A 22,980-nucleotide genomic window follows, 5' to 3' on the forward strand; every position below is an offset into this window, starting at 1 on the left:
GAACCGATAAATACCCTATTTCATCCCTCACATCTTTCACCCATCCGTTAATCGTGTAATACACAAATGTTTATGGTGAAACTTCTTGTAGTAGAAGAGGAGCTTATTGACCAGTATTCCCGTCCGTGGTTTGTCGTATCCGGTACGCCGGTTCCGCGTATTCACTACGGTCTATAGTAGTAGTCATGTACACAAACTCTAGTATGACAAAGCTAAGGTCTGGCATGACAAAGCTAAGGTTTAGCATGACAAAGCTAAGGTTTAGCGACACAAACGTGAACTTTAGCCACTCCAAGTTTCCGGATACATAACACTTGCTATTCTTGCATACTGCTTTTCACCTTTCAGCTCTTTCAGGATTAGCCTAATCATTTGATTAATAAAATTGTCCTGAAACATTTTAATTCCGCCAACAGATTCGTATTTTATTAATTATCATCATCAACGGATACCACACCGCCTCTCCGAGAGCAAAACATCTTAGCTTCATACAACGTTTCGTAGCCTTGCGGAAAGTGTGCCATTTTCCTGCCCAATACCCTTGGGGGCGGGAGCTGACGCGTGTGTCATACCAGCCGAAGTTACCGGTCGCGAAGATATCGTCCAGTAAGATCTCTCCGGCATGTTCCATTCCTTTAATGGAAAAGGGTAGGGTGTGTTCGGGCAGTCCTAAGTGGTGTACGGCAATGTAACCGAATGCTTTTGCGGCACGGGTCAAGCCCAGCTTTCGGAGATGCTGTTCCAGCAGTGTCTTGTCGATGTTGTCTTGTCTGGTAGCCATCAGCCGTGCCCAGTCGCAGACTTGCCGCAGTCCGATGCCGCTGTTCAGGAAGTGGAGGAAAGCGTGCATGAAGACGTAGAGTATATTGAACGTAGGAGGCGGCAGGGAAACGGGACATCCGCCTATTTCTTTCGTCTCGACCTGTTGCGGATACCACTCCTTGACAAGGCGCCGGAAGTAACGGTCGGCTACAGGGTTGTTCATGCGCAAGAGTATGCGGTGGTTCTCGATGTGGATGCCGTGCAGCGAGTAACTGGTGTGCTTGTCCGAGGCTTCGCCTTCGGGTTGGGCGCCGCGGTGCAGGAGCAGGCGGTTGGCGGTGGCTTGTCCCTCCTTGCCGATGTAGATGTCGATGTCTCCGCATTGGTGGTGCAGTGGTTTGAGGTAGTGCGCAGCGTTGGCCTGCCCTTTCAGGAGGACAGGATGCAGGCCGGCTTCGCGGTAGGATTGGAATAGTTCGGGCAGTGCCGAGTTCAGGTGCTTGTTGGCTTGCTCTATTCGGGCTACGAGGGTTGCCCATTGCAGGTAAAGCGGACGCGGCGGGCGGACTTCGGGAGGCAGGCCGTCTATTCCGTCGAAGGTGATGGCGAGGAGTGCCTGCGTGTGGGCGAAGTGGAATACTTCTTCCCAGTCTGCCGCGTTCATGCCACGGAAGAGGGTGTGGGCGGCAGGTATGTTCCACAGGCCGGAACGGACAAGGTTGAGAAAAGCAAAGCGTGTCATTGTCTTCTTTCTTTAGTTGATGTTTTCCTTTGTTTGAAGTTGCCTTTGTTTGGTACTTCTTTGAGTTCAAAGTATCTTTTGTTCAATGCTTTCTTCTTTTTCTTTACTCTATGATTCCGACTTTCTGCCACTCCTCTATCAGGCGGAGGGCATCGCGTGAGGCGGTGTCGGCTTCTACTTCGTAGTGCTCCGTGAGGTAGGTGGTGAGCGTTTCGGCGTCAAACTCTTTGCCTTCTACGCTTTCCCAGAGCCGGGCGGCTGTGGGGTTCAGGCTGATGATGCGGTTGAAATCCACGTTGCCGATGCCATTGTGCATGATGATGTGTTCATCACCGATTTGATGGAGGGTAAATTCTTTCTTTGTCTTCATGATTCGTATGATTTATTAATTTAATTTTCATTCCATTTATTACTGTACTTGAGAAACTTAAATTATTAACTTGTTCCCTTGTAAACTTGTTTCCTATTAACTCGTTCTCTTGTTTCTTTATCAATTATATCCTTCTGAACACCGCCAGCAGCCAGCGCCTTACGGGCGTCAGCTTCATCCACCAGTAGGAATACCGCTGCCATGTCCGTCCGCTGCACGGGTACTCTTTGTCTTTGCGGATGGCGGAAAGCATGATGCCCATGACGTCTGCCGTGTCAGCCTGTTCGGTGGCGCGGAGATTTCCATCGCCTTGTAGCGTCAGTACCGAGCCGCGGCGGCTGATGATGCGGTGGAAGACGATACATCCTGTGCTTTCCCTTGCCAGGACGGCGATACCCGGTTGCAGGTCGGCTTCGGCGAAGGAACCTAAGACGATACTGTCGCGGCGGTCGACGAGGAAGGGATTCATGCTATTGCCTCTTACGGTCAGTGTCACGGTGTGCCCTTCGCTGATGAGGCGCGCCACTTCGGGAAGCAGGACTTCGTTGGGGATGAGCTTTTTGTGGTTGCTGTTTGCCATTGGCTGTTTTTTATTTTAATGTTAAGGAATTATCGGAAGTTAACTGGAGTTATTCCTAATTGTTCCTAATAACTTCTTCACTTTATATTCATGTCATATTCTCTACATGCCCTTTCAATCCCTTCTCTATCTCCTCTCCATACCGGCTTCGTGTCTTCTCCGTACCTGCTCCAAACTTATAGACTTGGAGAAAACCTGGAGCTGATACGTTTTAGACACAGTCCGGTTATCGTTTATCCCTCTTTTGCCCGGACGTTGCTGAAACAGAGTTCAGCGGCTGCACGGTCGGGCAGGCATTTCAGGTGATAGACCGGTTGGTTGGCGGCAAGGCGTTTCACAGTTTCGATGATGCCGTTGTTCAGTGCTTCCGCCTCTTTCAGGCAGGAACAGGAGGGCAGCAGGAAGGCAAATGCACGTGCCGCGCCTTCTCGCTTTATGTCGTTTTCGGGAGCCTGCTCCAGTCGGACGAATGCGCCTACGGGGGCAGAGATGTTCTTGTAGCAAGGTGTCTTTCCGCTCCAAGGCGAACCGTAAGCGATGGCCTTTCCGGTCTTCTTATTATAATGTACGATGGGATTGTCGTCGTTCAGCAACTCGCATCCGGGGATGTGTTCCAGCCAGAGACGGGAGTGCGTGCTCTTTCCGGTTCCGCTTTTTCCGAGGAAGAGGTAGGCTCTGTCATCTTTTTTGATGACGGAAGCATGCATCAGCAGGGTGCCGCGACAGGCAGTGTTGAAGGCGTAGGCCATCATCAGTATGTTGTTGAGCGCGAATCTGTCCGTTACCGTCCCATGCTGTGTCAGCGTACCTGTGCCGAATAGGCGCGGGAGGAGTCCGGTGTAAGGATGCTGATGAGGTGGGAGTGGCCGTCGGAGGTGGCACTGATGGTGCATCGTGTTCCTTCCCATTCAAACTCCACCAGTTGGCGGTAGTGTGGGGTGGCCTTTTCGGTTGCTGGTTCTGCCTTGGGAATTCCTTCGCTTCCGGGCGGCAGGAGGGTGAGCGAGAATAGGCTCTTCCCGTTCTTCTCCGCAACTTCTTCCTTGGGCAAGAGGAATGGCGCCAGCGACGGAACCAGTTCCGTCGGCCTCCGGTCCGAAACGGGAAAAGTGATGTCGAACAGGCTAGGACCTACCCGGAATAATTCTATGTTGCTGTTTTCTTTCATGCTTCTTTAGTATGGTGACAGGCATGTCGCCTTTTCTTTAATATCCGATGTAAAGGTAAATGTATTCTTCTAATCTGCCAAGAGCAACTGAGGAATAATTCATCCGGCAAATGTTTTCTTGCGGCGGATGTATCTGTGTAACATCCCCTCAATGCCTGCTCCTGCAACGGACTGTGAGGTCTATGAATGGGTATTTGCAGGGCAATGGGCACTTTTGCTACGAGTTTTACTTTTTAATTGAATAATAATATAATTGTTTGTTATACAGTATTATATGTTGGCTTTGCTATAACTAATGTATCGTATTCTTGCTCGGTAACTCAAAAAAAAGTGAGTTACCGAGCAAGAATATGATATTTTTCCTATCTTCATTTTCTTTCCTTAAAAGAAATGGAGCACAAACAACCGAAAATCACTACCTTTGCACCCTTGAACGCTAAAATTCATTGACATTATGATATCAGTAGAAGGATTGAAGGTGGAATTTAACGCCACGCCGTTGTTCGAAGACGTCTCTTACGTCATCAACAAGAAAGACCGCATTGCCTTGGTAGGCAAGAACGGCGCCGGAAAATCTACCATGCTTAAGATATTGGCAGGCTTGCAACAGCCCACGGCCGGTGTCGTGGCCGTGCCCCGCGAATGCACCATCGGTTACCTGCCCCAGGTGATGATTCTCAGCGACGAGCGAACTGTGATGCAGGAAGCGGAACTCGCCTTCGAGCACATCTTCGAGATGCAGGCAAACATCGAACGCATGAACCGCGAACTTGCCGAACGCACCGACTACGACAGCGAGGACTACCATAAACTCATCGAACGCTTCACCCACGAGAATGAACGCTTCCTGATGATGGGCGGAACCAACTACCGCGCCGAAATAGAACGTACCCTGCAAGGTCTGGGATTCAACCGTGAAGACTTCCAACGCCCCACCAGCGAGTTCTCCGGCGGATGGCGCATGCGTATCGAGTTGGCAAAACTCCTGCTCCGGCGTCCTGACGTGCTCCTGCTTGACGAGCCTACCAACCACCTCGACATCGAGAGCATACAGTGGCTGGAGAACTTCCTTTCCACCCGTGCCAATGCGGTAGTTCTGGTCAGCCACGACCGCGCCTTCCTTAACAACGTCACCACGCGGACCATCGAAATCACCTGCGGACAAATCTACGACTACAAGGTGAAGTACGATGACTTCATCGTGTTGCGTAAGGAAAGGCGCGAACAGCAGTTGCGTGCCTACGAGAACCAGCAGAAGCAGATAGAAGACACGGAAGCCTTCATCGAGCGTTTCCGCTACAAGGCCACGAAGGCCGTGCAGGTGCAGAGCCGCATCAAGCAACTGGAGAAGATAGAGCGTATCGAAGTGGACGAAGAAGACAACTCCGCCTTGCGCCTGAAGTTTGTATGCAGCAGCCGTAGTGGAAACTACCCCGTCATCTGCGAGGATGTGGCCAAAGCCTATGGCGACCATGTCATCTTCCACGATGTCAATCTCACCATCAACCGCGGCGAGAAAGTGGCCTTCGTGGGCAAGAACGGCGAAGGTAAGTCTACGCTCGTCAAGTGTATCATGGACGAGATAACCGACTACACCGGCAAGCTGACCTTGGGACACAATGTCCAGATAGGATACTTCGCCCAAAACCAGGCGCAGCTGCTCAACGAGAACCTTACGGTGTTCGACACCATCGACCGCGTGGCGGTGGGGGATATCCGTACGAAGATACGCGACATTTTGGGCGCCTTCATGTTCGGTGGCGAGGCGTCCGACAAGAAGGTCAAAGTGCTGTCGGGCGGTGAGCGAACCCGCCTGGCGATGATCAAGCTCTTGTTGGAGCCGGTCAACTTCCTGATACTCGACGAGCCTACCAACCACCTCGACATGCGCTCGAAGGATGTACTGAAAGAAGCCATCCGCGAATTTGACGGTACGGTGATACTGGTTAGCCACGACCGCGACTTCCTCGATGGCCTTGCCACCAAAGTGTATGAGTTCGGTGGCGGTCTGGTGAAAGAGCATCTTGGCGGCATCTACGACTTTTTGCAGAAGAAGCAGATAGAAAACTTGGATGAGTTGAGAACCGAAAGTGGAGAATCGAGAGTGAAGAATGGGGAACCGAAAGTGAAGAGGCTGTCGCAAAGTCCCGCCACCTCTTCCGGCGAAGCCAGTTCTCCACTCAATAAGCCTTCCAACTCCCAGCTCTCTTATGCCGAACAAAAGGAGTTGAACAAGCGACTCAAGAAACTGGAACGGCGCGTTGCCGACTGCGAGCAGGAGATAGAACAGACCGAAGCGGCCATCTCCATCCTCGAAGCCAAAATGGCAACCCCCGAAGGCGCTTCGGACATGTCGCTCTACGAGCAGCATCAGAAACTGAAACAACAGCTTGATGCCGCGATGGAAGAGTGGGATGCCGTCTCCACCGAACTGGAGGAAACACGTGGCGCCCAATGAACGAAACACTTAATTTAATTATACAAAAATGAATCTAACGAAGTATTTATCTTTCGCTGCAATCTGTCTGATGACAGCCGGATGCAGCACGGGCAAGCAGAAGGCTGAATTGACAGCCGGCATCAAGCTTGCCAATCTGGACACGACTGCCCTACCCGGAAACAGTTTCTATCAGTATGCCTGCGGTGGCTGGGTCGAAAGCCATCCTCTTTCGCCCGAATATTCGCGCTACGGTACCTTTACCGAACTCGACGAGAACAACCGCAAGCAGATACAGAGCCTGATAGAGGAACTTGCCGCCGCACAGCATGAAGCCGGAAGCGTAGCGCAGAAAGTAGGCGACCTCTACCGGATAGCTATGGACAGCGTCAAACTGAACCAGGAAGGCGTAACCCCTCTGAAAGCGGACTTGGAGCAGATAGCCGCCCTGAACGACAAGAAAGATGTTTACGCCCTGCTGGCGAACCTACGTAAGCAAGGCGTCGGAGCCTATCTCGCAGTCTATGTCGGTGCCGACGAGATGAACAGCAGCATGAATGCTGTGCAGACCTACCAGAGCGGGCTGAGCATGGGTGAACGCGACTACTATCTGGCCACCGATTCTTCCACTACTGCCATCCGTGAGGCCTTCCGCCAGCATGTGCAGAAGATGTACCGTCTGGCAGGCTTCGACGAAGCCACAGCTCAGAAAGGTATGGAAATCGTGATGGACGTGGAGACCCGCCTTGCCAAGGCTTTCCGCTCACGCACCGAACTGCGCGACCCGCATGCCAATTACAACAAGATGAGCATGGAAGAGATTAAGAAGAACTATCCTACTTTCAACTGGGACGTCTACCTGTCGGAACTGGGACTGAAGGACGTGCAGGAAATCATCGTAGGCCAGCCTGCCTCTTTGGCTGAGGCTGCCAAGATTCTGGATACCCTGCCTGCCGACCAGCAGTCGCTCTACCTGCAATGGAAGCTGATCGATGCCGCCGCCGGATACCTGAACGACGAAATGGCTCAACAGAACTTCGACTTCTACGACCGCACCATTTCCGGAGCACAGGAGATGCAGCCCCGTTGGAAGACAGCCGTTTCCGTGGTCAGCTCCGCGCTGGGCGAAGCCGTAGGACAGATGTACGTAGAGAAGTATTTTCCCGCTGCTGCCAAGGAGCGTATGGTCGCTTTGGTGAAGAATCTTCAGGCAAGTTTGAGCGAACGCATCAACAACCTGGCTTGGATGAGCGATGAGACCAAGCAGAAGGCACAGGAGAAGCTGGCTACCTTCCACGTGAAAGTCGGCTATCCGGACAAGTGGAAAGACTACTCCACACTGGAAATCAAAGATGATTCATACTGGAATAACATCAAGCGTGCCAACCTCTGGGGCTATGCCGAGATGGTGGCAAAAGCCGGCAAGCCGGTGGACAAAGACGAATGGCTGATGACGCCGCAGACCGTGAACGCTTATTACAATCCGACGACAAACGAAATCTGTTTCCCCGCCGGCATCCTGCAATATCCTTTCTTCGACATGGAAGCCGACGATGCCTTTAACTACGGTGCTATCGGTGTGGTGATAGGTCACGAAATGACGCACGGATTTGACGACCAAGGCCGTCAGTACGACAAGGATGGTAATCTGAAAGACTGGTGGACGGAGGAAGATGCCAAGAACTTTGAAGAGCGTGCCAATGTGATGGTAGCCTTCTTCGATAGTATTGAGGTGGCTCCGGGTGTACACGCCAATGGCCGCATGACGCTGGGTGAGAATATCGCCGACCACGGTGGCCTGCAAGTATCTTTCCAGGCATTCAAGAACGCCACGGCAGCTGCTCCGCTGGAAGTGAAAGAGGGCTTTACCCCCGAACAACGCTTCTTCTTGGCTTACGCCAACGTCTGGGCTAATAACATCCGTCCTGAAGCCATTCTGCAGCTGACGAAGATTGATGTGCACTCTCTGGGCAAGTGGCGCGTGGATGCTGCGTTGCCGCACATCGCAGCATGGAACGAGGCTTTCGGCATCACGGAGAAAGACCCGATGTTCGTGCCTGTAGAGAAACGTGTCTCTATCTGGTAAGTTGGGCGGCGTGTCTGAATAGGGCACACCACCAAAGGAAATAGCGGACGACATGCGGATGACGCCGGTCAAGTAGATGAACGCAGATATTATTTCACTGATTTACAGAAAAAAGTGATTGGCGTTCATCTGTTTGGCTGGTGTCATTTTTGTGCCATTGTGTTTTTTGACGTATCTCTTTTTTAATTATACCTAATTTATTGTGTTAGAGTATAGGGGCAAATAAACATTTTTAGTACCTTTGCACATCAAATCGTTAATACGCAAATCCATGTCTGAAACAAAAAGAATTAAAACCGCTCTGGTATCGGTTTATCATAAGGAAGGTTTGGATGAAATCATTACCAAACTGCACGAAGAAGGAGTTGAGTTCCTGTCAACAGGAGGAACTCGCCAGTTCATTGAATCTCTGGGCTATCCCTGTAAAGCAGTGGAAGACTTGACTACGTATCCCTCTATCCTCGGAGGACGTGTGAAGACTCTGCATCCGAAAGTGTTCGGTGGCATCCTCTGCCGCCGCGGGCTGGAACAGGACATGCAGCAAATAGAAAAATATGAAATTCCCGAAATAGACCTCGTTATCGTCGATCTGTATCCGTTCGAAGCAACCGTAGCTTCCGGTGCCGACGAACCGGCCATCATCGAGAAGATAGACATAGGCGGTATCTCGCTGATCCGTGCCGCAGCCAAGAACTTCAACGATGTAGTGATCGTAGCTTCACAGGCACAATATCAACCGCTCCGCGACATGCTGATGGAGCACGGTGCCACTACTTCACTCGAAGAGCGTCGTTGGTTTGCCAAAGAAGCGTTTGCTGTCTCTTCTCATTACGATTCTGCCATCTTCAACTACTTCGACGGTGAAGAGGGTTCGGCGTTCCGTTGCTCTGCCAACAACCAGAAGACTTTGCGCTACGGAGAAAACCCGCATCAGAAGGGTTACTTCTACGGAAACCTGGAAGGCATGTTCGATCAGATTCATGGAAAAGAGATTTCTTACAACAACCTGCTCGACATCAATGCTGCCGTAGACCTGATCGATGAATTTGAAGATACTACGTTTGCCGTACTGAAGCATAACAATGCCTGCGGTCTGGCTTCACGCCCCACTGTGCTTGAGGCTTGGAAAGACGCTCTGGCTGGCGACCCCGTATCTGCTTTCGGTGGTGTGCTTATCACCAACGGTGTAGTTGATAAAGAGGCTGCTGAAGAGATCAACAAAATCTTCTTTGAAGTGATTATCGCTCCCGATTACGATGTGGATGCGCTGGAAATCCTGGGACAGAAGAAGAACCGTATCATCCTAGTACGCAAACCGACCACTCTGCCCAAGAAGCAGTTCCGTTCTTTGCTGAATGGTGTGTTGGTGCAGGATCGTGACTTGAACATCGAACAACCGGGTGATCTGAAGACCGTAACTACCAAAGCACCTACCGCACAGGAGATAGAGGATATGCTCTTTGCCAACAAGATCGTAAAGAACAGCAAATCCAATGCCATCGTGTTGGCTAAAGGCAAACAGCTGTTGGCAAGCGGCGTAGGTCAGACTTCACGTGTGGATGCTTTGAAGCAGGCCATCGAGAAGGCTAAGAACTTCGGCTTCGACCTGAATGGTGCTGTAATGGCATCCGATGCTTTCTTCCCCTTCCCCGATTGTGTGGAGATTGCCGGAAACGAAGGCGTTACTGCCGTTATCCAGCCGGGCGGTTCTATCAAAGACCAACTCTCATTTGACTATTGCAACGAACATGGCATTGCAATGGTGACTACGGGAATACGTCATTTTAAGCACTAATTAGATTGGTGAATTTTGAATTATGAATTTTGAATTATAGTTTATGAATGGTAACTGAATGATAAGTATAGTGGACACTTTTATAAACTATAATTCAAAAATCATAATTAATAATTCTTAGTTCAAGATTCAAAGTTTATAATTCAAAAATTAATCAATGGGATTATTCTCTTTTACACAAGAAATAGCGATGGACCTTGGTACTGCCAACACCATCATCACATCTAATGGCAAGATCGTGGTGGATGAGCCTTCGGTAGTAGCCCTCGACCGTCGTACCGATAAGATGATTGCCGTGGGTGAAAAGGCAAAGATGATGCACGAAAAAACCCACGAAAACATACGTACCATCCGTCCGCTTCGCGACGGTGTAATTGCCGACTTCTATGCTTGCGAGCAGATGATACGCGGTTTGATAAAGATGGTGAATAGCCGTAGCCGTCTGTTTTCTCCTTCGCTCCGTATGGTCATCGGTGTCCCTTCGGGCAGTACGGAGGTAGAACTGCGAGCCGTGCGCGACTCTGCCGAACATGCCGGCGGACGTGACGTCTACTTGATTTTTGAACCTATGGCTGCCGCTATCGGTATCGGTATCGATGTGGAAGCTCCGGAAGGAAATATGATTGTGGATATAGGTGGTGGGTCTACGGAAATTGCCGTAATCTCTTTGGGCGGTATCGTTGCCAACAACTCCATCCGCATTGCTGGAGACGACCTGACTGCTGATATCCAGGAGTACATGAGCCGCCAGCACAATGTGAGGGTCAGCGAGCGTATGGCAGAACGTATCAAAATCAATGTGGGTGCCGCCCTGACCGAACTGGGTGAGGACGCTCCGGAAGATTACATTGTTCACGGGCCTAACCGTATTACTGCCTTGCCTATGGAAGTGCCTGTATGCTATCAGGAAGTGGCACACTGTTTGGAGAAATCCATCTCGAAGATTGAGACCGCTATTCTGAACGCATTGGAAAATACGCCTCCCGAATTGTATGCCGATATCGTGCACAACGGTATCTATCTGGCTGGTGGAGGTGCATTGCTCCGCGGGCTCGACAAGCGTCTGACTGATAAGATTAATATTCCGTTCCATATTGCCGAAGATCCGTTGCATGCCGTAGCCAAGGGTACGGGTGTGGCACTGAAGAATGTGGGCCGTTTCTCATTCCTTATGCGCTGATAAAGGGATATGCGAGATCTACTGAACTTTCTTATTAAATACAATTACTGGTTCCTCTTTCTGTTGTTAGAGGCAGCCAGTTTTGTTTTATTATTCCGCTTCAACCACTATCAGCATAGTGCGTTCTTCACTTCGGCCAATAGTGTAGCGGGGAAAGTTTATGATGTTTCGGGAGCGGTGACTTCCTATTTCCATCTGAAGACGACCAATGAGGACTTGCTGGACCGCAACATGTGGCTGGAACAGCGGGTGGCTTTTCTGGAGAAGACATTAAAGAATAGAGGAATGGATTCCGTCAGGCTGTACAGTCTTGAACGCATGGAAACGGAAGAATATAAGATATTCAAGGCGAATGTGATTAAGAACAGTCTGAATAGAGTGGATAACTACATCACTCTTGATGAAGGTTCCAATGCAGGTATCCGTCCGGAAATGGGGGTGGTAGATGCCAATGGGGTAGTGGGGATTGTCTATAAGACTTCGCCGCATTATTCTACTGTCATCCCGTTGCTGAACAGCAAGTCGAGCATTAGTTGTAAGATTGTCGGCAGCGAATATTTCGGTTATCTGAAGTGGGAATACGGGGATTCGCGTTTCGCTTATCTTAAGGATTTGCCTCGTCACGCTGAGTTCAATCTGGGCGATACGGTGGTGACGAGCGGATACTCTACAGTGTTTCCCGCAGGGATCATGATAGGTACGGTGGATGATATGTCCGATTCGCACGACGGTCTTTCTTATTTGCTGAAGATAAAGCTTGCCACGGATTTCGGTAAGTTGAGCAATGTGCGGATCATTGCTCGCACCGGGCAAGAAGAGCAGAAAGAACTGGAGAGAGAAGAGGAGGAGTGATTTTAGTTTTTGAGCTTTTGCTTTTTTAAGTTCTTGAGTTTTTAGGTTTTAGGGCTTTTAGATTATAAGTTTTTGGAATTTTGGTTTGGGGGATGTTGGTCTATGGGATGGTTTATTTTTTGATTGGCTGATTTTTTTGAGGTGCGTACGCATTAAGGCGTATATTCCACTTCTCATTTTCCATTTTCCATTTTTTTAAATAAGAAGAAGTTGGTCATTAATTATCTGCATAAATTAGGTTGGTTTATTGGTTTGGTGCTGTTGCAGGTGCTGATACTGAACAATGTGCATATTGCCGGATATGCCACACCTTTTCTATATATATATATCATATTGAAGTTTGAGTCGGAGACACCGAGAAACGCATTGATGTTATGGGCGTTCTTTTTAGGACTTACGGTAGACATCTTTTCGGACACTCCGGGCATGAATGCTGCCGCGGCGGTGGTTTTGGCATTTTCACGGCCTACTTTTCTGCGGCTGTTTGTGCCGCGTGACACATTTGAGGATATCGTTCCTTCGGTCAAGACAATGGGCTTTGCCTCTTTCCTGAAATATTTGGTTGTCAGTGTTTTTGTCCATCATGCCGTGTTGCTTACCATTGAGTTCTTTTCGTTTGCCCACATCGGAACGTTATTGTTGAGGATTGTGGCAAGTGCATTGCTGACCATAACCTGTATAATGGCTATAGAAGGAGTGAGGAAAAAGTCAAATGGCTAAAGATTATATACTCGAAAAGCGGAAATTTGTGATAGGTGGAGCGGCGATTGTGATTGTCGTCATCTATATTATGCGTCTTTTTGTATTGCAGATCATGACAGATAGCTACAAAAAGAATGCAGATAGTAATGCTTTTCTTAATAAGATACAGTACCCTTCGCGCGGTGCTATCTATGATCGTAATGGTAAGTTGTTGGTATTCAATCAGCCGGCGTATGATATCACTTTCGTGCCGCGGGAAGTGACCCAGCTCGATACCCTTGACTTTTGCCGCACGTTGAACATCACCAAAGAGCAGCTTCTCAAACGGATGAAGGACGTGAAAAACCGTTGGATGAATCCCGGTTATTCCCGTTATACCCATCAGGTCTTTATGACTCAGCTTTCGGCGGAAGAGTGCGGTGTGTTTCAGGAAAAACTTTTCAAGTTTCCCGGTTTCTATATTCAGAGGCGTACGATACGGCAGTATACGTACGATGTTGCCGGACATGCTTTGGGGGATATTGGCGAGGTGTCGATGAAAGATATCGAGGCGGACGACTATTATATCCGAGGTGATTACATCGGCAAGCAAGGCATCGAAAAGTCGTATGAGAAATACTTGCGCGGAGAGAAAGGTGTGGAAATTCTGCTTCGTGATGCGCATGGACGTATTCAGGGACACTATATGGACGGACAACTGGACCGTCCTTCGGTGCCGGGCAAAAATTTGACGTTAGGACTGGATATTGAGTTGCAGCGGTTAGGAGAAAGGCTGATGAAGAATAAGATCGGAGCGATTGTAGCTATTGAGCCGGAGACAGGTGAGATACTCTGTCTGGTGTCGGCGCCGAACTTCGATCCGCATCTGATGATTGGTCGCCAGCGTGGAAAGAACCATCAGATGTTGCAGCGAGATAAGCAGAAGCCGCTGCTAAACCGTGCCATCATGGGTGTCTATCCGCCGGGGTCTACGTTTAAGACAGCGCAGGCACTGACTTTTCTGCAAGAAGGAATTATCCAGCCTTCCACGTCTTTTCCTTGTTTTCACGGATTCGTATATGGCGGTCTGCGGGTAGGTTGCCACGGGCATGCTTCACCGTTGCCGTTGGTGCCTGCTGTTGCCACTTCCTGCAATGGTTATTTTTGCTGGGGATTGTATCGTATGTTTGGCGACCGGAAATATGGTTCGGTACAGAATGCGATTACGGTGTGGAAGGATCACATGGTTTCACAGGGATTCGGTTATCCGTTGGGTGCAGATCTACCGGGAGAGAAGCGTGGCTTTATTCCGAATGCGGATTTTTATGACAGGGCTTATCGGAAATCGTGGAACGGACTGACGGTAATCAGTATATCCATCGGGCAGGGTGAGGTGACAAGTACTCCTTTGCAGATGGCCAATCTGGCGGCTACCATTGCCAATCGCGGCTATTTTATAACTCCCCACATCGTGAAGGAAATTCAGGATGCAGAGTTGGATACTATTTATCGGGAGCGCCGCTACACTTCCGTCGACCGCCAACATTATGAGAAGATTGTGGAAGGTATGCGGGCTGCTGTAACGGGAGTGACTGGAAGTGCCACTTGCCGCATTGCAGGCGCTATCTTGCCTGATGTGGAAATCTGCGGAAAGACTGGTACGGCGCAGAACCGCGGGCACGACCATTCCGCATTCATAGGTTTCGCTCCGATGGACAAACCGAAGATAGCCATTGCCGTTTATGTGGAAAACGGTGGTTGGGGAGCTACTTACGGGGTACCGTACGGTGCCTTGATGATGGAACAATATTTGAATGGAAAGCTTTCGCCTGCCAGCGAGGCACGGGCGGAGGAAATGAGTAACCGTGTGATCATGTATGGTAACGAGGAGAGATAGTATATGGAAATCATTGGATTGGGTGACGATTTGTGTATACCTGATTCTTATCGTATTCGGGTGGTTTAGCGTCTGCGGAGCAAGTTATGACTATGGCGATCGCGACTTTTGGGATTTTTCTACCCGTGCAGGTAAACAGTTGGTGTGGATTATCTGTTCGTTCGGCTTGGGGTTTGTGCTATTGATGCTGGATGATGACCTTTATGACATGTTTGCCTATCTGATATATATTGCGCTTGCCATATTGCTTGTGGTCACTATTTTTATAGCTCCTGATACCAAAGGGTCGCGTTCGTGGCTGGTGATGGGACCTGTCAGCCTGCAACCGGCGGAGTTTGCTAAATTTGCTACGGCTTTGGCACTTGCCAAGTATATGAATGCTTATTCCTTTACAATGAAGAACTGGAAGAATATCCTGATGATGGTATTTCTGATTCTGTTTCCGATGATGTTGATTATCTTGCAGCGGGAAACGGGTTCGGCATTGGTTTATACAGCTTTTTTTCTGGTGCTTTATCGGGAAGGAATGCCGGGAGTGGTATTGTTCTCCGGTTTATGTGCGGTTGTTTATTTTGTGGTTGGAATCCGGTTTGATGAAGTTTTTATAGCCGATACACCGACACCGATAGGGGAGTTTGCGGTGTTGTCTATGGTATTACTGTCGGCAGCGGGCATGGTGTGGGTATATAACAAGAAATGGGAACCAGTGCGTAATATCCTGTTGATCGTATTGGGTGCGTTGCTGATTGCTTATATCCTTTCGGAGTATGTCGTTCCGTTCAATCTTGTCTGGGTGCAATGGGGGCTTTGTGTGCTGGTGGTCGGTTATTTGATCTTTCTCTCTTTGAGTGAGCGCCATCTGAATTATCTGCTGATAGGTTTGTTTGCTATAGGTTCCATCGGTTTCTTGTATTCAAGTGATTATTTTTTCAATAAAGTATTGGAGCCGCATCAGCAGATACGTATTAAAGTGGTGTTGGGTATGGAGGAGGATTTGGCGGGTGCCGGTTACAATGTGAACCAGTCTAAGATTGCCATTGGTTCGGGAGGATTGACAGGAAAGGGCTTTCTGAATGGTACGCAAACCAAACTGAAGTATGTGCCCGAGCAAGATACGGACTTCATTTTCTGTACGGTGGGCGAAGAAGAAGGATTTGTTGGTTCTGTTGCTGTGCTGCTTCTGTTTCTTGTATTGATACTTCGTCTGATGGCTGTTGCGGAGCGACAACCGTCTACTTTCGGCAGGGTGTATGGTTATTCGGTGGTCAGTATCTTCTTGTTCCACTTGTTTATCAATATCGGTATGGTGCTGGGGCTTACGCCGGTGATAGGCATTCCGTTGCCATTCTTCAGTTATGGCGGTTCTTCGCTTTGGGGATTTACTATTCTGCTGTTTATCTTCCTGCGCATTGATGCAGGGCGTAAAAAAAGACTCTCGACGTTTTAGGGTATGACTTTTGTGTGACGGGTCTGGAGGAAAGATTCGTCACTTCGTTTGGGCATGTCCGTCTCTGGGATTTGCCGTATCTACTGCACTGGTTTTGTATATCACCGTTTCAACTTGATTCCTACGTCGTTGATCCCGGGTAAAAGTTCGTCTGGTAGGAGATGGGTGATTTTGAAACGATACTCTCCGGCTTTTCCAACGCGGACAATTCCGGCGCGTAGAGACGATTGGTATAATCCGCCCCAGCCGTTACCTAACCAGACTCCGGTACTGTCGGCAAGCCTTATTTCCAATGTATCTCTTTTGAAATCCTGTACTTCCGGATTGTCGTAGCAGATGTGCAGGGGTAGGTTTTGATAGGGGTAACTGTTACGGTTACGTACTTCTATGAATATGTTGTAGTAAGTAGCGGAATCGGGCACTGTGACTTGAAAGGACAGCGTATCTTTTCGTTGCCACCCTTCTGTAGGTAAAGACAGAAAGGCATGATATACCGTCTGTTTATCGCAAGCCATGCAAAGACTTGCGATAAACAGCAGTACTAGACTTTTTCTGAGAAATTTCTTATACTTGAGCAGTTTTTTCATTTCCGGCAGGTTTCTCTGCTTGTTGGTTGGGTTGATTCGGTTGGTTGGGTTTCCTTCCATTGTCACGTTGACCTTCTCCACGTTCATGAGCATTTTTCTGCTTGTTGCGTTTAGGCTGTTCCTTTTGGGGACGGTCCCCTTGCTGTCTAGATTGGCTACCTTGCTGCTTAGGTTGGTTACCTTGCTGCTTAGGTTGGCTACCCTGTTGCTTGGGTTGGTTACCTTGTTGTTTAGGTTGTTCTCCTGGCTGCTTAGCATTGTTTTGAGGCTTGGATTCGTTTTGTGGACGTAGCCGAGATTGTTGTTGCTCTACAGGCTGGTTGGAATTTCCTTTTTTCTTTTTCTTTCGATTGTTGTTACTGTTACCTTTACCGTTGTTATCTCCACCATTTTTACCTTTACGGTTACGGTCGAAACGGGTCAGACTTTCCTGTTCCAGCAAGTCTATCGGTTTCCTTGGTTCAGAGTGTCTTGCTTCTTCGGCGAGATTGTCAGGTTTGATGCCACGTTTGTTCAAACCGATGACTTCAAATGCACGCTTTCCGCTGATGGTTATCAGGTTAGCAGGGATACTCTTATCGGTAGAGTAGGTTATCTGGTTGCTCAGAATGTCCGCCTTGAAGAAGTAGAATATACCGTCTTTGGTTTCCAATTCAATTTCTTTGGAAGGCAGACGTTTCTGTGCCTCTACATAGCAATCTACTTCGTAGTTGAGGCAACATTTCAGTTTGGCACATTGTCCTGCCAATTTCTGCGGATTGAACGAGATGTCTTGATAGCGTGCCGCACTTGTCGATACGGACACAAAGGAAGTCATCCACGTGGCACAACACAATTCACGTCCACAAGAGCCGATTCCACCGATGCGGCCAGCCTCTTGTCGCGCGCCGATTTGTTTCATTTCGATGCGCACATGGAAAGCATCTGCCAACACTTTTATCAGTTGGCGGAAATCTACACGCTCATCGGCAATGTAGTAGAAGATTGCCTTGTTTCCGTCTCCTTGATACTCTACATCGCCTATTTTCATATTCAGATTCAGGCTGAGGGCAATTTGGCGTGAACGTATCATAGTGCTGTGTTCTCGCTCCTTTGCCTCGTAGTATTTTTCCATGTCCACCTGTTTGGCTTTTCGGTAGATACGCTTGATGTCGGCTTCCGACTTAATATTTGCTTTCCGCATTTGCAGCGGGACGAGCCGTCCGGTCAGGGTCACTTCGCCGATGTCGTGTCCCGGTGTTGCCTCTACGGCTACGATATCTCCTTTTTCCAAAGGGATATGGTTGCTGTTTCGGTAATACCCCTTGCGGGTATTCTTGAATTGCACCTCTACCATGTCGCTCTCTTCCGCATTTCCCGGAATATCAGCTAACCAGTCGTAGGTGTTCAGTTGCTTGTCCTGTCTGCAACAACTCTTGCAACAGAGACCTCCACTTCCGTTATGTAGTTTAAAATCCATCTCTATATACTTAATTGTTTTTTATTGCTTTTATTATTTTGTATTCTCTCTCTTTATGATATTCTCTTTCTATTACTCTTATCAACTCACAAACTCGAAACCTACTGTTTGAGCAGGACGATCATTTTCAGCGAGAAATCGAAGAATACCATACGGGCATTCACATTCTGTTCGATGTGTATCTGGGCTTCGCTCAGTTCATTCATCATTCCCATCACGTTGCGCTCGTTGATGAAAGGTGCAAAACGCACGGCGAAGTTCTGTTCAGGCAAGGTCATGTAATTCATCTCCTTGCGGTGCAGATTGTAGATGAAATTCTCGCGTATCATGCGCTGGGCGTATGCCAGGAAGTTTTTTTGCCGTTCGCGTCCCATGCCGGCGAGTTGTTCGCTCCACTGTTTCATTTCGCGTATCTTTCGTTGATAGGACAGGCGCATGAGGCTGACAAAGAGTTCGAAGAACAGTTCGTTCTCCTCATTCAGATGAATGGTCTCCAGCGCTTTTACAAAATCTCCGTTGGCCAGGTGCGCCAAGGTGAAACTGTCGTTGGGACGTACGCCATATTTTTGTTGCAAGACGTTGGCTATGTCAGCTTCCTCTATTTTACGGATATTGAAACGTTGTGTACGGCTCAATATGGTGGGCAGAATCATGTCTGGAGTTTCAGATATCAGTAAGAATATCGTCTTCTCTGGTGGTTCCTCCAGAAGTTTCAGCAACTTGTTGGCACAAACCACGTGCATCTTTTCTGGTAACCATACAATGGTCACTTTGTATCCGCCTTCGCTTGACTTCAGGTTGAGCTTCCGTACTATTTCGTCGCTCTCTTTGGCATAGATGATGGCTTGTCCGTTTTCGGCATCCATCTCATTCAGCCAGTGGTTAAGGTTGAAGTAGGGATTGTTCAGAACCAGATGCCGCCAGTCGGTGATGTAATCATCGCAGACTTCTTTTTTCCCTTTTTTCACTATGGGGAATACAAAGTGTACATCCGGATGCACCAGCTTATTCCATTTTACGCAGGAAGGGCAGATGCCGCAAGCATCGGTTTCTGTACGGTTCGGGCAACAAATGTAACGTGCGTATGCCATCGCCAACGGGAGTTTTCCTATACCCGGCGGGCCACAGAATAGTTGCGCATGAGGGATTCGTCCCTCTCGCACTTCTTTTCTCAATCGCTCCTTGGCAGCTTCTTGCCCTACTACATCTTTGAAGAACACGATATTATCTTTGTTTTAAGTTTCTAAATTCTGCTGTAGCTTTCAGCTATTTATTTTTTTGTTACCTCAACTCTCTACTTTTTTCCTACTCTTTTTCAGTAGATTTGTTTAGCAACTTCCTTTATACTGTCTACTGCGCCGATGGAGTAGAAGTGTATACTGGGTACACCATGCTCCATCAATTCCCTGCATTGCTGTACACACCATTCTATTCCTACTTGTTTGGCTTCTTCGTCTGTCTTGCATTTCATTGCTTCGCGTGCCAAATCTTCGGGCAGGTCTACCTTGAAAGTTTTGGGAATCATGCTGAGTTGCGATAGTTTCTTGAACGGTTTGATTCCAGGAATGATGGGAATGGTGACTCCGGCTTTTCGGACACGTTCCACAAAGTTGAAGTATTTCCGGTTATCATAAAAAAGTTGGGTAACGGCATATTCTGCGCCTGCCTCCATTTTCTTTTTTAACCAGTAAATGTCGGTATCTATGTTGGGTGCCTCTTCGTGTTTCTCAGGATAGCATGCCACGCCGTAAGAAAATGGCGTTTTTGTTATCTTCATCTCCGAACCGTCTACAAAGATACCTTTATTGAAGTTGTTGATCTGTTCTTGCAATTCGATGGCGTGGTGATAACCGTCACTCTCGGGAGTGAATATGGATTCGTGCTTTGCCTTGTCTCCACGCAATACCAGCAAGTCGGTGATACCGAGAAATTGCAAGTCGAGCAGTACGTATTCCGTTTCTTCGCGGGTGAAACCGCTGCAAAGGATATGCGGAACTACAGTGATATTGTATTTGTTCTGGATAGCAGCCGCTACAGCTACGGTTCCCGGACGGCGGCGCAGACGGTTGCGTTGGAATAGTCCATTGCCCAGCTCTTTGTACACATATTCACTGCGATGGGTAGTTATATTGATGTATTTCGGGTCAAATTCCCGTAAAATATCTATGGATTCGTACAGTTTCTCGATGCCTGTGCCTTTCAGTGGCGGCAGTATTTCGAAGGAGAAAGCTGTTTTCTCGTTGCTGTGTATCAGGTCGATAATTTTCATTCCTTTTTTCGCATTTTTGTTCATTGAACAAAATTATTTGTACATTGGGAACAAAAATACGAAAAAGAAATGATAAATGCTTTTTTATCTGGTTATTCTTTTATGCAACGTACGAAAAGTGCATTGATTTTCGGGGTACAATCCATGAATTGAATGGTACTTTGCGTACTTATGAGCATCGCTACTTTGCTATTCAGGGTAAGGGCGGATTCACCTCTTATCCAATAGGCCGCTGCAATGTTCTCGTTCAAGAGTTTTGTGCTGCCATCCTTGCCGCTGCATATTCCGTACGGTACGGCATTGAATCCGGTTTCGTTAGTTGCAATATAAGTGTCGTCATTCGTTTTCCATTCTCCGGTTTCCAGAAGGATGGCGGCATTCCCGACATATTTCACCAACGAGTCCCAGTCTTTCTTATCAGGCACTTTCCACTGCTCAGGGGCTAATTCCTTTTGGGTAAGCACGTCTCCTCTATAGAAATAAGACACTTTTTTTTCCGTATAGAAGTAACCTGCCTCTCCTCCAAATTCCGTTATGTGTTTGATATCGCTGCCATCCCTGTAACTTGTGGCTTGCAGATTCTCCTTCATCCAGTACTGTGTGCCGATTTTTACTATCGGATATTCTTTAATGCTGCCGCTTCTGAGGTCTCTCAGTGTATGGCTTATGATATTGATATCGTTTGGTGTCTCGGGCTTTTCGGTTAATACTTCTCCCTTTTCGTTGAAGTAGATTACGTTAATGGAAGTGGAATTTCCCGGGGTATAATTGAACGTGTTATCTTCTATGTCCCAATTGATTTTCCCTCCGGCAGTATTACTTTCGTCGTTCATAAGTTTTAAGACGGTACCCTTACTTAAATCACTTTTTCCATTTGTCTGAATCGGATAACAGGTTATTGCTTGCGAATTGATAGTTTCTGACTTTAAATATTCCTTGCAGATTTCGGCAATTGCTTTCCCTTTATGGTATACTCTGTATATGTCCGATTCTGAGAAAGATAAGGCAGCTATATGGAGTGCGGTCGTTTGGTCGTTATTGTCAGTAGTTTTGCCTTCTACTGTTGTCCAGTCTTTGATTGTGCTGATTACTCCTGTGAGGATATGACTGTTAGTTTGCATGGCAGTGATATTCAGGGCACATTGCGTACTGCTTTCTAAAGTCAATTCGGGCATCTTACAAGTATATATTTGTCCGTTCCATTCCATGACGAACGATTGGTTGTTGGGACCAATCGTTTGCGGGATGACAATGAACTCTTTTCCGACCAACTTTCCGTTTTCAATTTTCCATGTACCGTAGGGGATTATATCTGTTTCTTTACTTACGTTTGTAAATTCGTTTTTCTCTAAATCATAGTTAGCTTGGGTTTTGAATCCTGTAGCAATGATATGTGGGTTGGATTTTAGTAATTCATTAATGTCTTTTTCTTCTTTGGGACTGATAGTGATTTGTAACTTGATCAGTTTGTGGGTAAATTCCAGTTCAACAGGTGCTTCACTGTTTTCGATGTTGGAAGCTTTGGCTAAAAGAAAGTCCGATAGCGAATATTTCGTTTTATCATTTTGATCTGGATATACAGCGACGGGGATGATGGATGAAGCAACCGGAACCCCTGTGTCACGGTAGGGATAATAACTTATAAAATCAAGACTTACATCTCCTACAGGGTAAAATACGATTTTCTCAGGAATGAATGTATTGTTAGTTCCATATTCCAATTTAAGATTGTCAATATAACGTTCTCCGCTGATGGGTTCTGAGTGGAAAGTGGCAAACAGTCCGGCTTTATCTCCTTTTTCGAATGTATTGTTTATGACTCTTGTTGTATTGTTTATTTTTACAGAAAAGTTAATTGGTACTGTGCTGGTTTGTATTTCATTGTCAATTTTGTTAACACAAGCGGCAATTAATGTAGGTAATAAAAAACTGCATACTAATAGTTTCAAATTTTTCTTGTTGAAGTTTTCTCTACTCATTGTTTTTTTGAATGTTAGAATGTGTATAGACATCCTGAATTACTAATTGATTGATTTGTTAAAGGTCAATGTATCAGAATTATTAGGGATTGAGTAGGACCATAACCGGTATGGAAAAGTCTGTCGGCTTTAAAATGCTAATTATTTGAAGTCACGAATGAATTCAGGTTCTATTCTTTCTTTATATGTTCTTCAACGTTGATTAACGTTAACGCGACCAAAGGTATGATAATATTTTAAAATATGAAATAGAAAGGTACTTTTTTTGATAAAAATCGCGGAATTTGCAATTATCTTAGAATTAAACGGTTATTCGGGTTGCTTGGGAATTGGGTAACGAGATGGCAACCGTTCCTATTTCAGAGTTCTTTATTGTTTTGCACCAATAAGATAACGTCAGTTCGATATAAGTATTAAATTTATCCGTTTGAATATTAGGAATATAGCGATAAAAGTATTAAATTTATAGTGTCGAATTATAACATTTAAACGATTATCACTATGTTCTTAGAGGCTAAAGTTACAGAGATTTATTGTATGGCAGACAATTTTTGCAAGGAATTTGCTCTCCAACAAGAAAAATATATGCTTAAGTACCCGTTGGCGGAATTAGATTGAGATTTCATCATGTCTTATGCCTCATAACAAATAATGTAATGGCGCATAACAAGTAATGTAATGAGGGATAA

Annotated in this window: 18 protein-coding genes and 1 pseudogene; 9 read left to right on the forward strand and 10 right to left on the reverse strand. The window is 47.2% G+C overall.

Annotated elements, in window-relative coordinates:
• Positions 1-400 precede the first annotated feature (400 nt).
• The 5 genes from QZ323_RS11965 to QZ323_RS11985 form a co-directional block, all read right to left on the reverse strand.
• A complete protein-coding gene (locus QZ323_RS11965; protein ID WP_294634928.1) occupies positions 401-1,504 on the reverse strand; it encodes a nucleotidyltransferase family protein in 1,104 nt (367 codons plus the stop codon).
• A gap of 103 nt (positions 1,505-1,607) precedes the next feature.
• Positions 1,608-1,874, reverse strand: coding sequence for a PqqD family protein (locus tag QZ323_RS11970; protein ID WP_294634929.1), 267 nt, complete (start codon positions 1,872-1,874; stop codon positions 1,608-1,610).
• Between the two features lie 124 nt (positions 1,875-1,998).
• Positions 1,999-2,454, reverse strand: coding sequence for a hypothetical protein (locus tag QZ323_RS11975; protein ID WP_294634930.1), 456 nt, complete (start codon positions 2,452-2,454; stop codon positions 1,999-2,001).
• A 233-nt stretch (positions 2,455-2,687) separates the two neighbouring features.
• The gene (locus tag QZ323_RS11980; RefSeq protein WP_294634931.1) at positions 2,688-3,206 is read right to left on the reverse strand and encodes a hypothetical protein; all 519 of its coding nucleotides are present in this window, start codon (positions 3,204-3,206) and stop codon (positions 2,688-2,690) included.
• A gap of 47 nt (positions 3,207-3,253) precedes the next feature.
• Positions 3,254-3,622, reverse strand: a complete 369-nt coding sequence (locus tag QZ323_RS11985) for a hypothetical protein (protein ID WP_294634932.1) — start codon at positions 3,620-3,622, stop codon at positions 3,254-3,256.
• A gap of 454 nt (positions 3,623-4,076) precedes the next feature.
• On the opposite strand from QZ323_RS11985, the gene QZ323_RS11990 reads away from it, so the two are divergent.
• The 8 genes from QZ323_RS11990 to rodA all read left to right on the forward strand — a co-directional run bounded on the left by QZ323_RS11990 (position 4,077) and on the right by rodA (position 15,997).
• Complete coding sequence (locus tag QZ323_RS11990) at positions 4,077-6,080, forward strand: ABC-F family ATP-binding cassette domain-containing protein (protein WP_294634933.1); 2,004 nt, start codon at positions 4,077-4,079, stop codon at positions 6,078-6,080.
• A gap of 28 nt (positions 6,081-6,108) precedes the next feature.
• Positions 6,109-8,145, forward strand: coding sequence for a M13 family metallopeptidase (locus QZ323_RS11995; protein WP_294634934.1), 2,037 nt, complete (start codon positions 6,109-6,111; stop codon positions 8,143-8,145).
• A 271-nt stretch (positions 8,146-8,416) separates the two neighbouring features.
• On the forward strand, positions 8,417-9,940 hold the full coding sequence (purH, locus tag QZ323_RS12000) for a bifunctional phosphoribosylaminoimidazolecarboxamide formyltransferase/IMP cyclohydrolase (RefSeq protein WP_294634935.1): 1,524 nt from the start codon (positions 8,417-8,419) through the stop codon (positions 9,938-9,940).
• A 157-nt stretch (positions 9,941-10,097) separates the two neighbouring features.
• Positions 10,098-11,120 (forward strand): rod shape-determining protein, encoded by a 1,023-nt coding sequence (locus tag QZ323_RS12005; protein WP_294634936.1) that lies wholly within the window; start codon positions 10,098-10,100, stop codon positions 11,118-11,120.
• Positions 11,121-11,129: 9 nt separating this feature from the next.
• Entirely contained in the window at positions 11,130-11,972 is an 843-nt protein-coding gene (gene mreC, locus QZ323_RS12010) for a rod shape-determining protein MreC (protein ID WP_294634937.1), read from the forward strand.
• A gap of 210 nt (positions 11,973-12,182) precedes the next feature.
• Complete coding sequence (gene mreD / locus QZ323_RS12015) at positions 12,183-12,692, forward strand: rod shape-determining protein MreD (RefSeq protein ID WP_294634938.1); 510 nt, start codon at positions 12,183-12,185, stop codon at positions 12,690-12,692.
• Positions 12,685-14,550, forward strand: a complete 1,866-nt coding sequence (gene mrdA / locus QZ323_RS12020) for a penicillin-binding protein 2 (protein ID WP_294634939.1) — start codon at positions 12,685-12,687, stop codon at positions 14,548-14,550. The genes mreD and mrdA overlap by 8 nt, the downstream gene beginning before the upstream one ends.
• Complete coding sequence (rodA, locus tag QZ323_RS12025) at positions 14,531-15,997, forward strand: rod shape-determining protein RodA (protein ID WP_294634940.1); 1,467 nt, start codon at positions 14,531-14,533, stop codon at positions 15,995-15,997. The genes mrdA and rodA overlap by 20 nt, the downstream gene beginning before the upstream one ends.
• Before the next feature lie 101 nt (positions 15,998-16,098).
• Here rodA and QZ323_RS12030 read toward each other — a convergent pair whose 3' ends face one another.
• From QZ323_RS12030 to QZ323_RS12050, 5 genes are all read right to left on the reverse strand, one after another.
• A complete protein-coding gene (locus tag QZ323_RS12030) occupies positions 16,099-16,584 on the reverse strand; it encodes a gliding motility lipoprotein GldH (protein ID WP_294634941.1) in 486 nt (161 codons plus the stop codon).
• The gene (ricT, locus tag QZ323_RS12035; RefSeq protein WP_294634942.1) at positions 16,562-18,043 is read right to left on the reverse strand and encodes a regulatory iron-sulfur-containing complex subunit RicT; all 1,482 of its coding nucleotides are present in this window, start codon (positions 18,041-18,043) and stop codon (positions 16,562-16,564) included. The genes QZ323_RS12030 and ricT overlap by 23 nt, the downstream gene beginning before the upstream one ends.
• A gap of 101 nt (positions 18,044-18,144) precedes the next feature.
• Positions 18,145-19,263, reverse strand: coding sequence for a DNA polymerase III subunit delta' (locus QZ323_RS12040; RefSeq protein ID WP_294634943.1), 1,119 nt, complete (start codon positions 19,261-19,263; stop codon positions 18,145-18,147).
• A gap of 95 nt (positions 19,264-19,358) precedes the next feature.
• A complete protein-coding gene (gene metF / locus QZ323_RS12045; protein ID WP_294634944.1) occupies positions 19,359-20,312 on the reverse strand; it encodes a methylenetetrahydrofolate reductase [NAD(P)H] in 954 nt (317 codons plus the stop codon).
• 92 nt (positions 20,313-20,404) lie between these two features.
• Positions 20,405-22,291: a fimbrillin family protein gene (locus QZ323_RS12050; RefSeq protein WP_294634945.1), complete on the reverse strand. Its 1,887-nt coding sequence runs from the start codon at positions 22,289-22,291 to the stop codon at positions 20,405-20,407.
• A 501-nt stretch (positions 22,292-22,792) separates the two neighbouring features.
• Here QZ323_RS12050 and QZ323_RS12055 point away from each other — a divergent pair.
• Positions 22,793-22,885: pseudogene (locus QZ323_RS12055) on the forward strand (IS982 family transposase); the annotation flags it as partial.
• Positions 22,886-22,980 lie beyond the last annotated feature (95 nt).

The sequence above is a fragment of the uncultured Bacteroides sp. genome (assembly GCF_910585845.1).
Classification (GTDB): Bacteria; Bacteroidota; Bacteroidia; order Bacteroidales; family Bacteroidaceae; genus Bacteroides.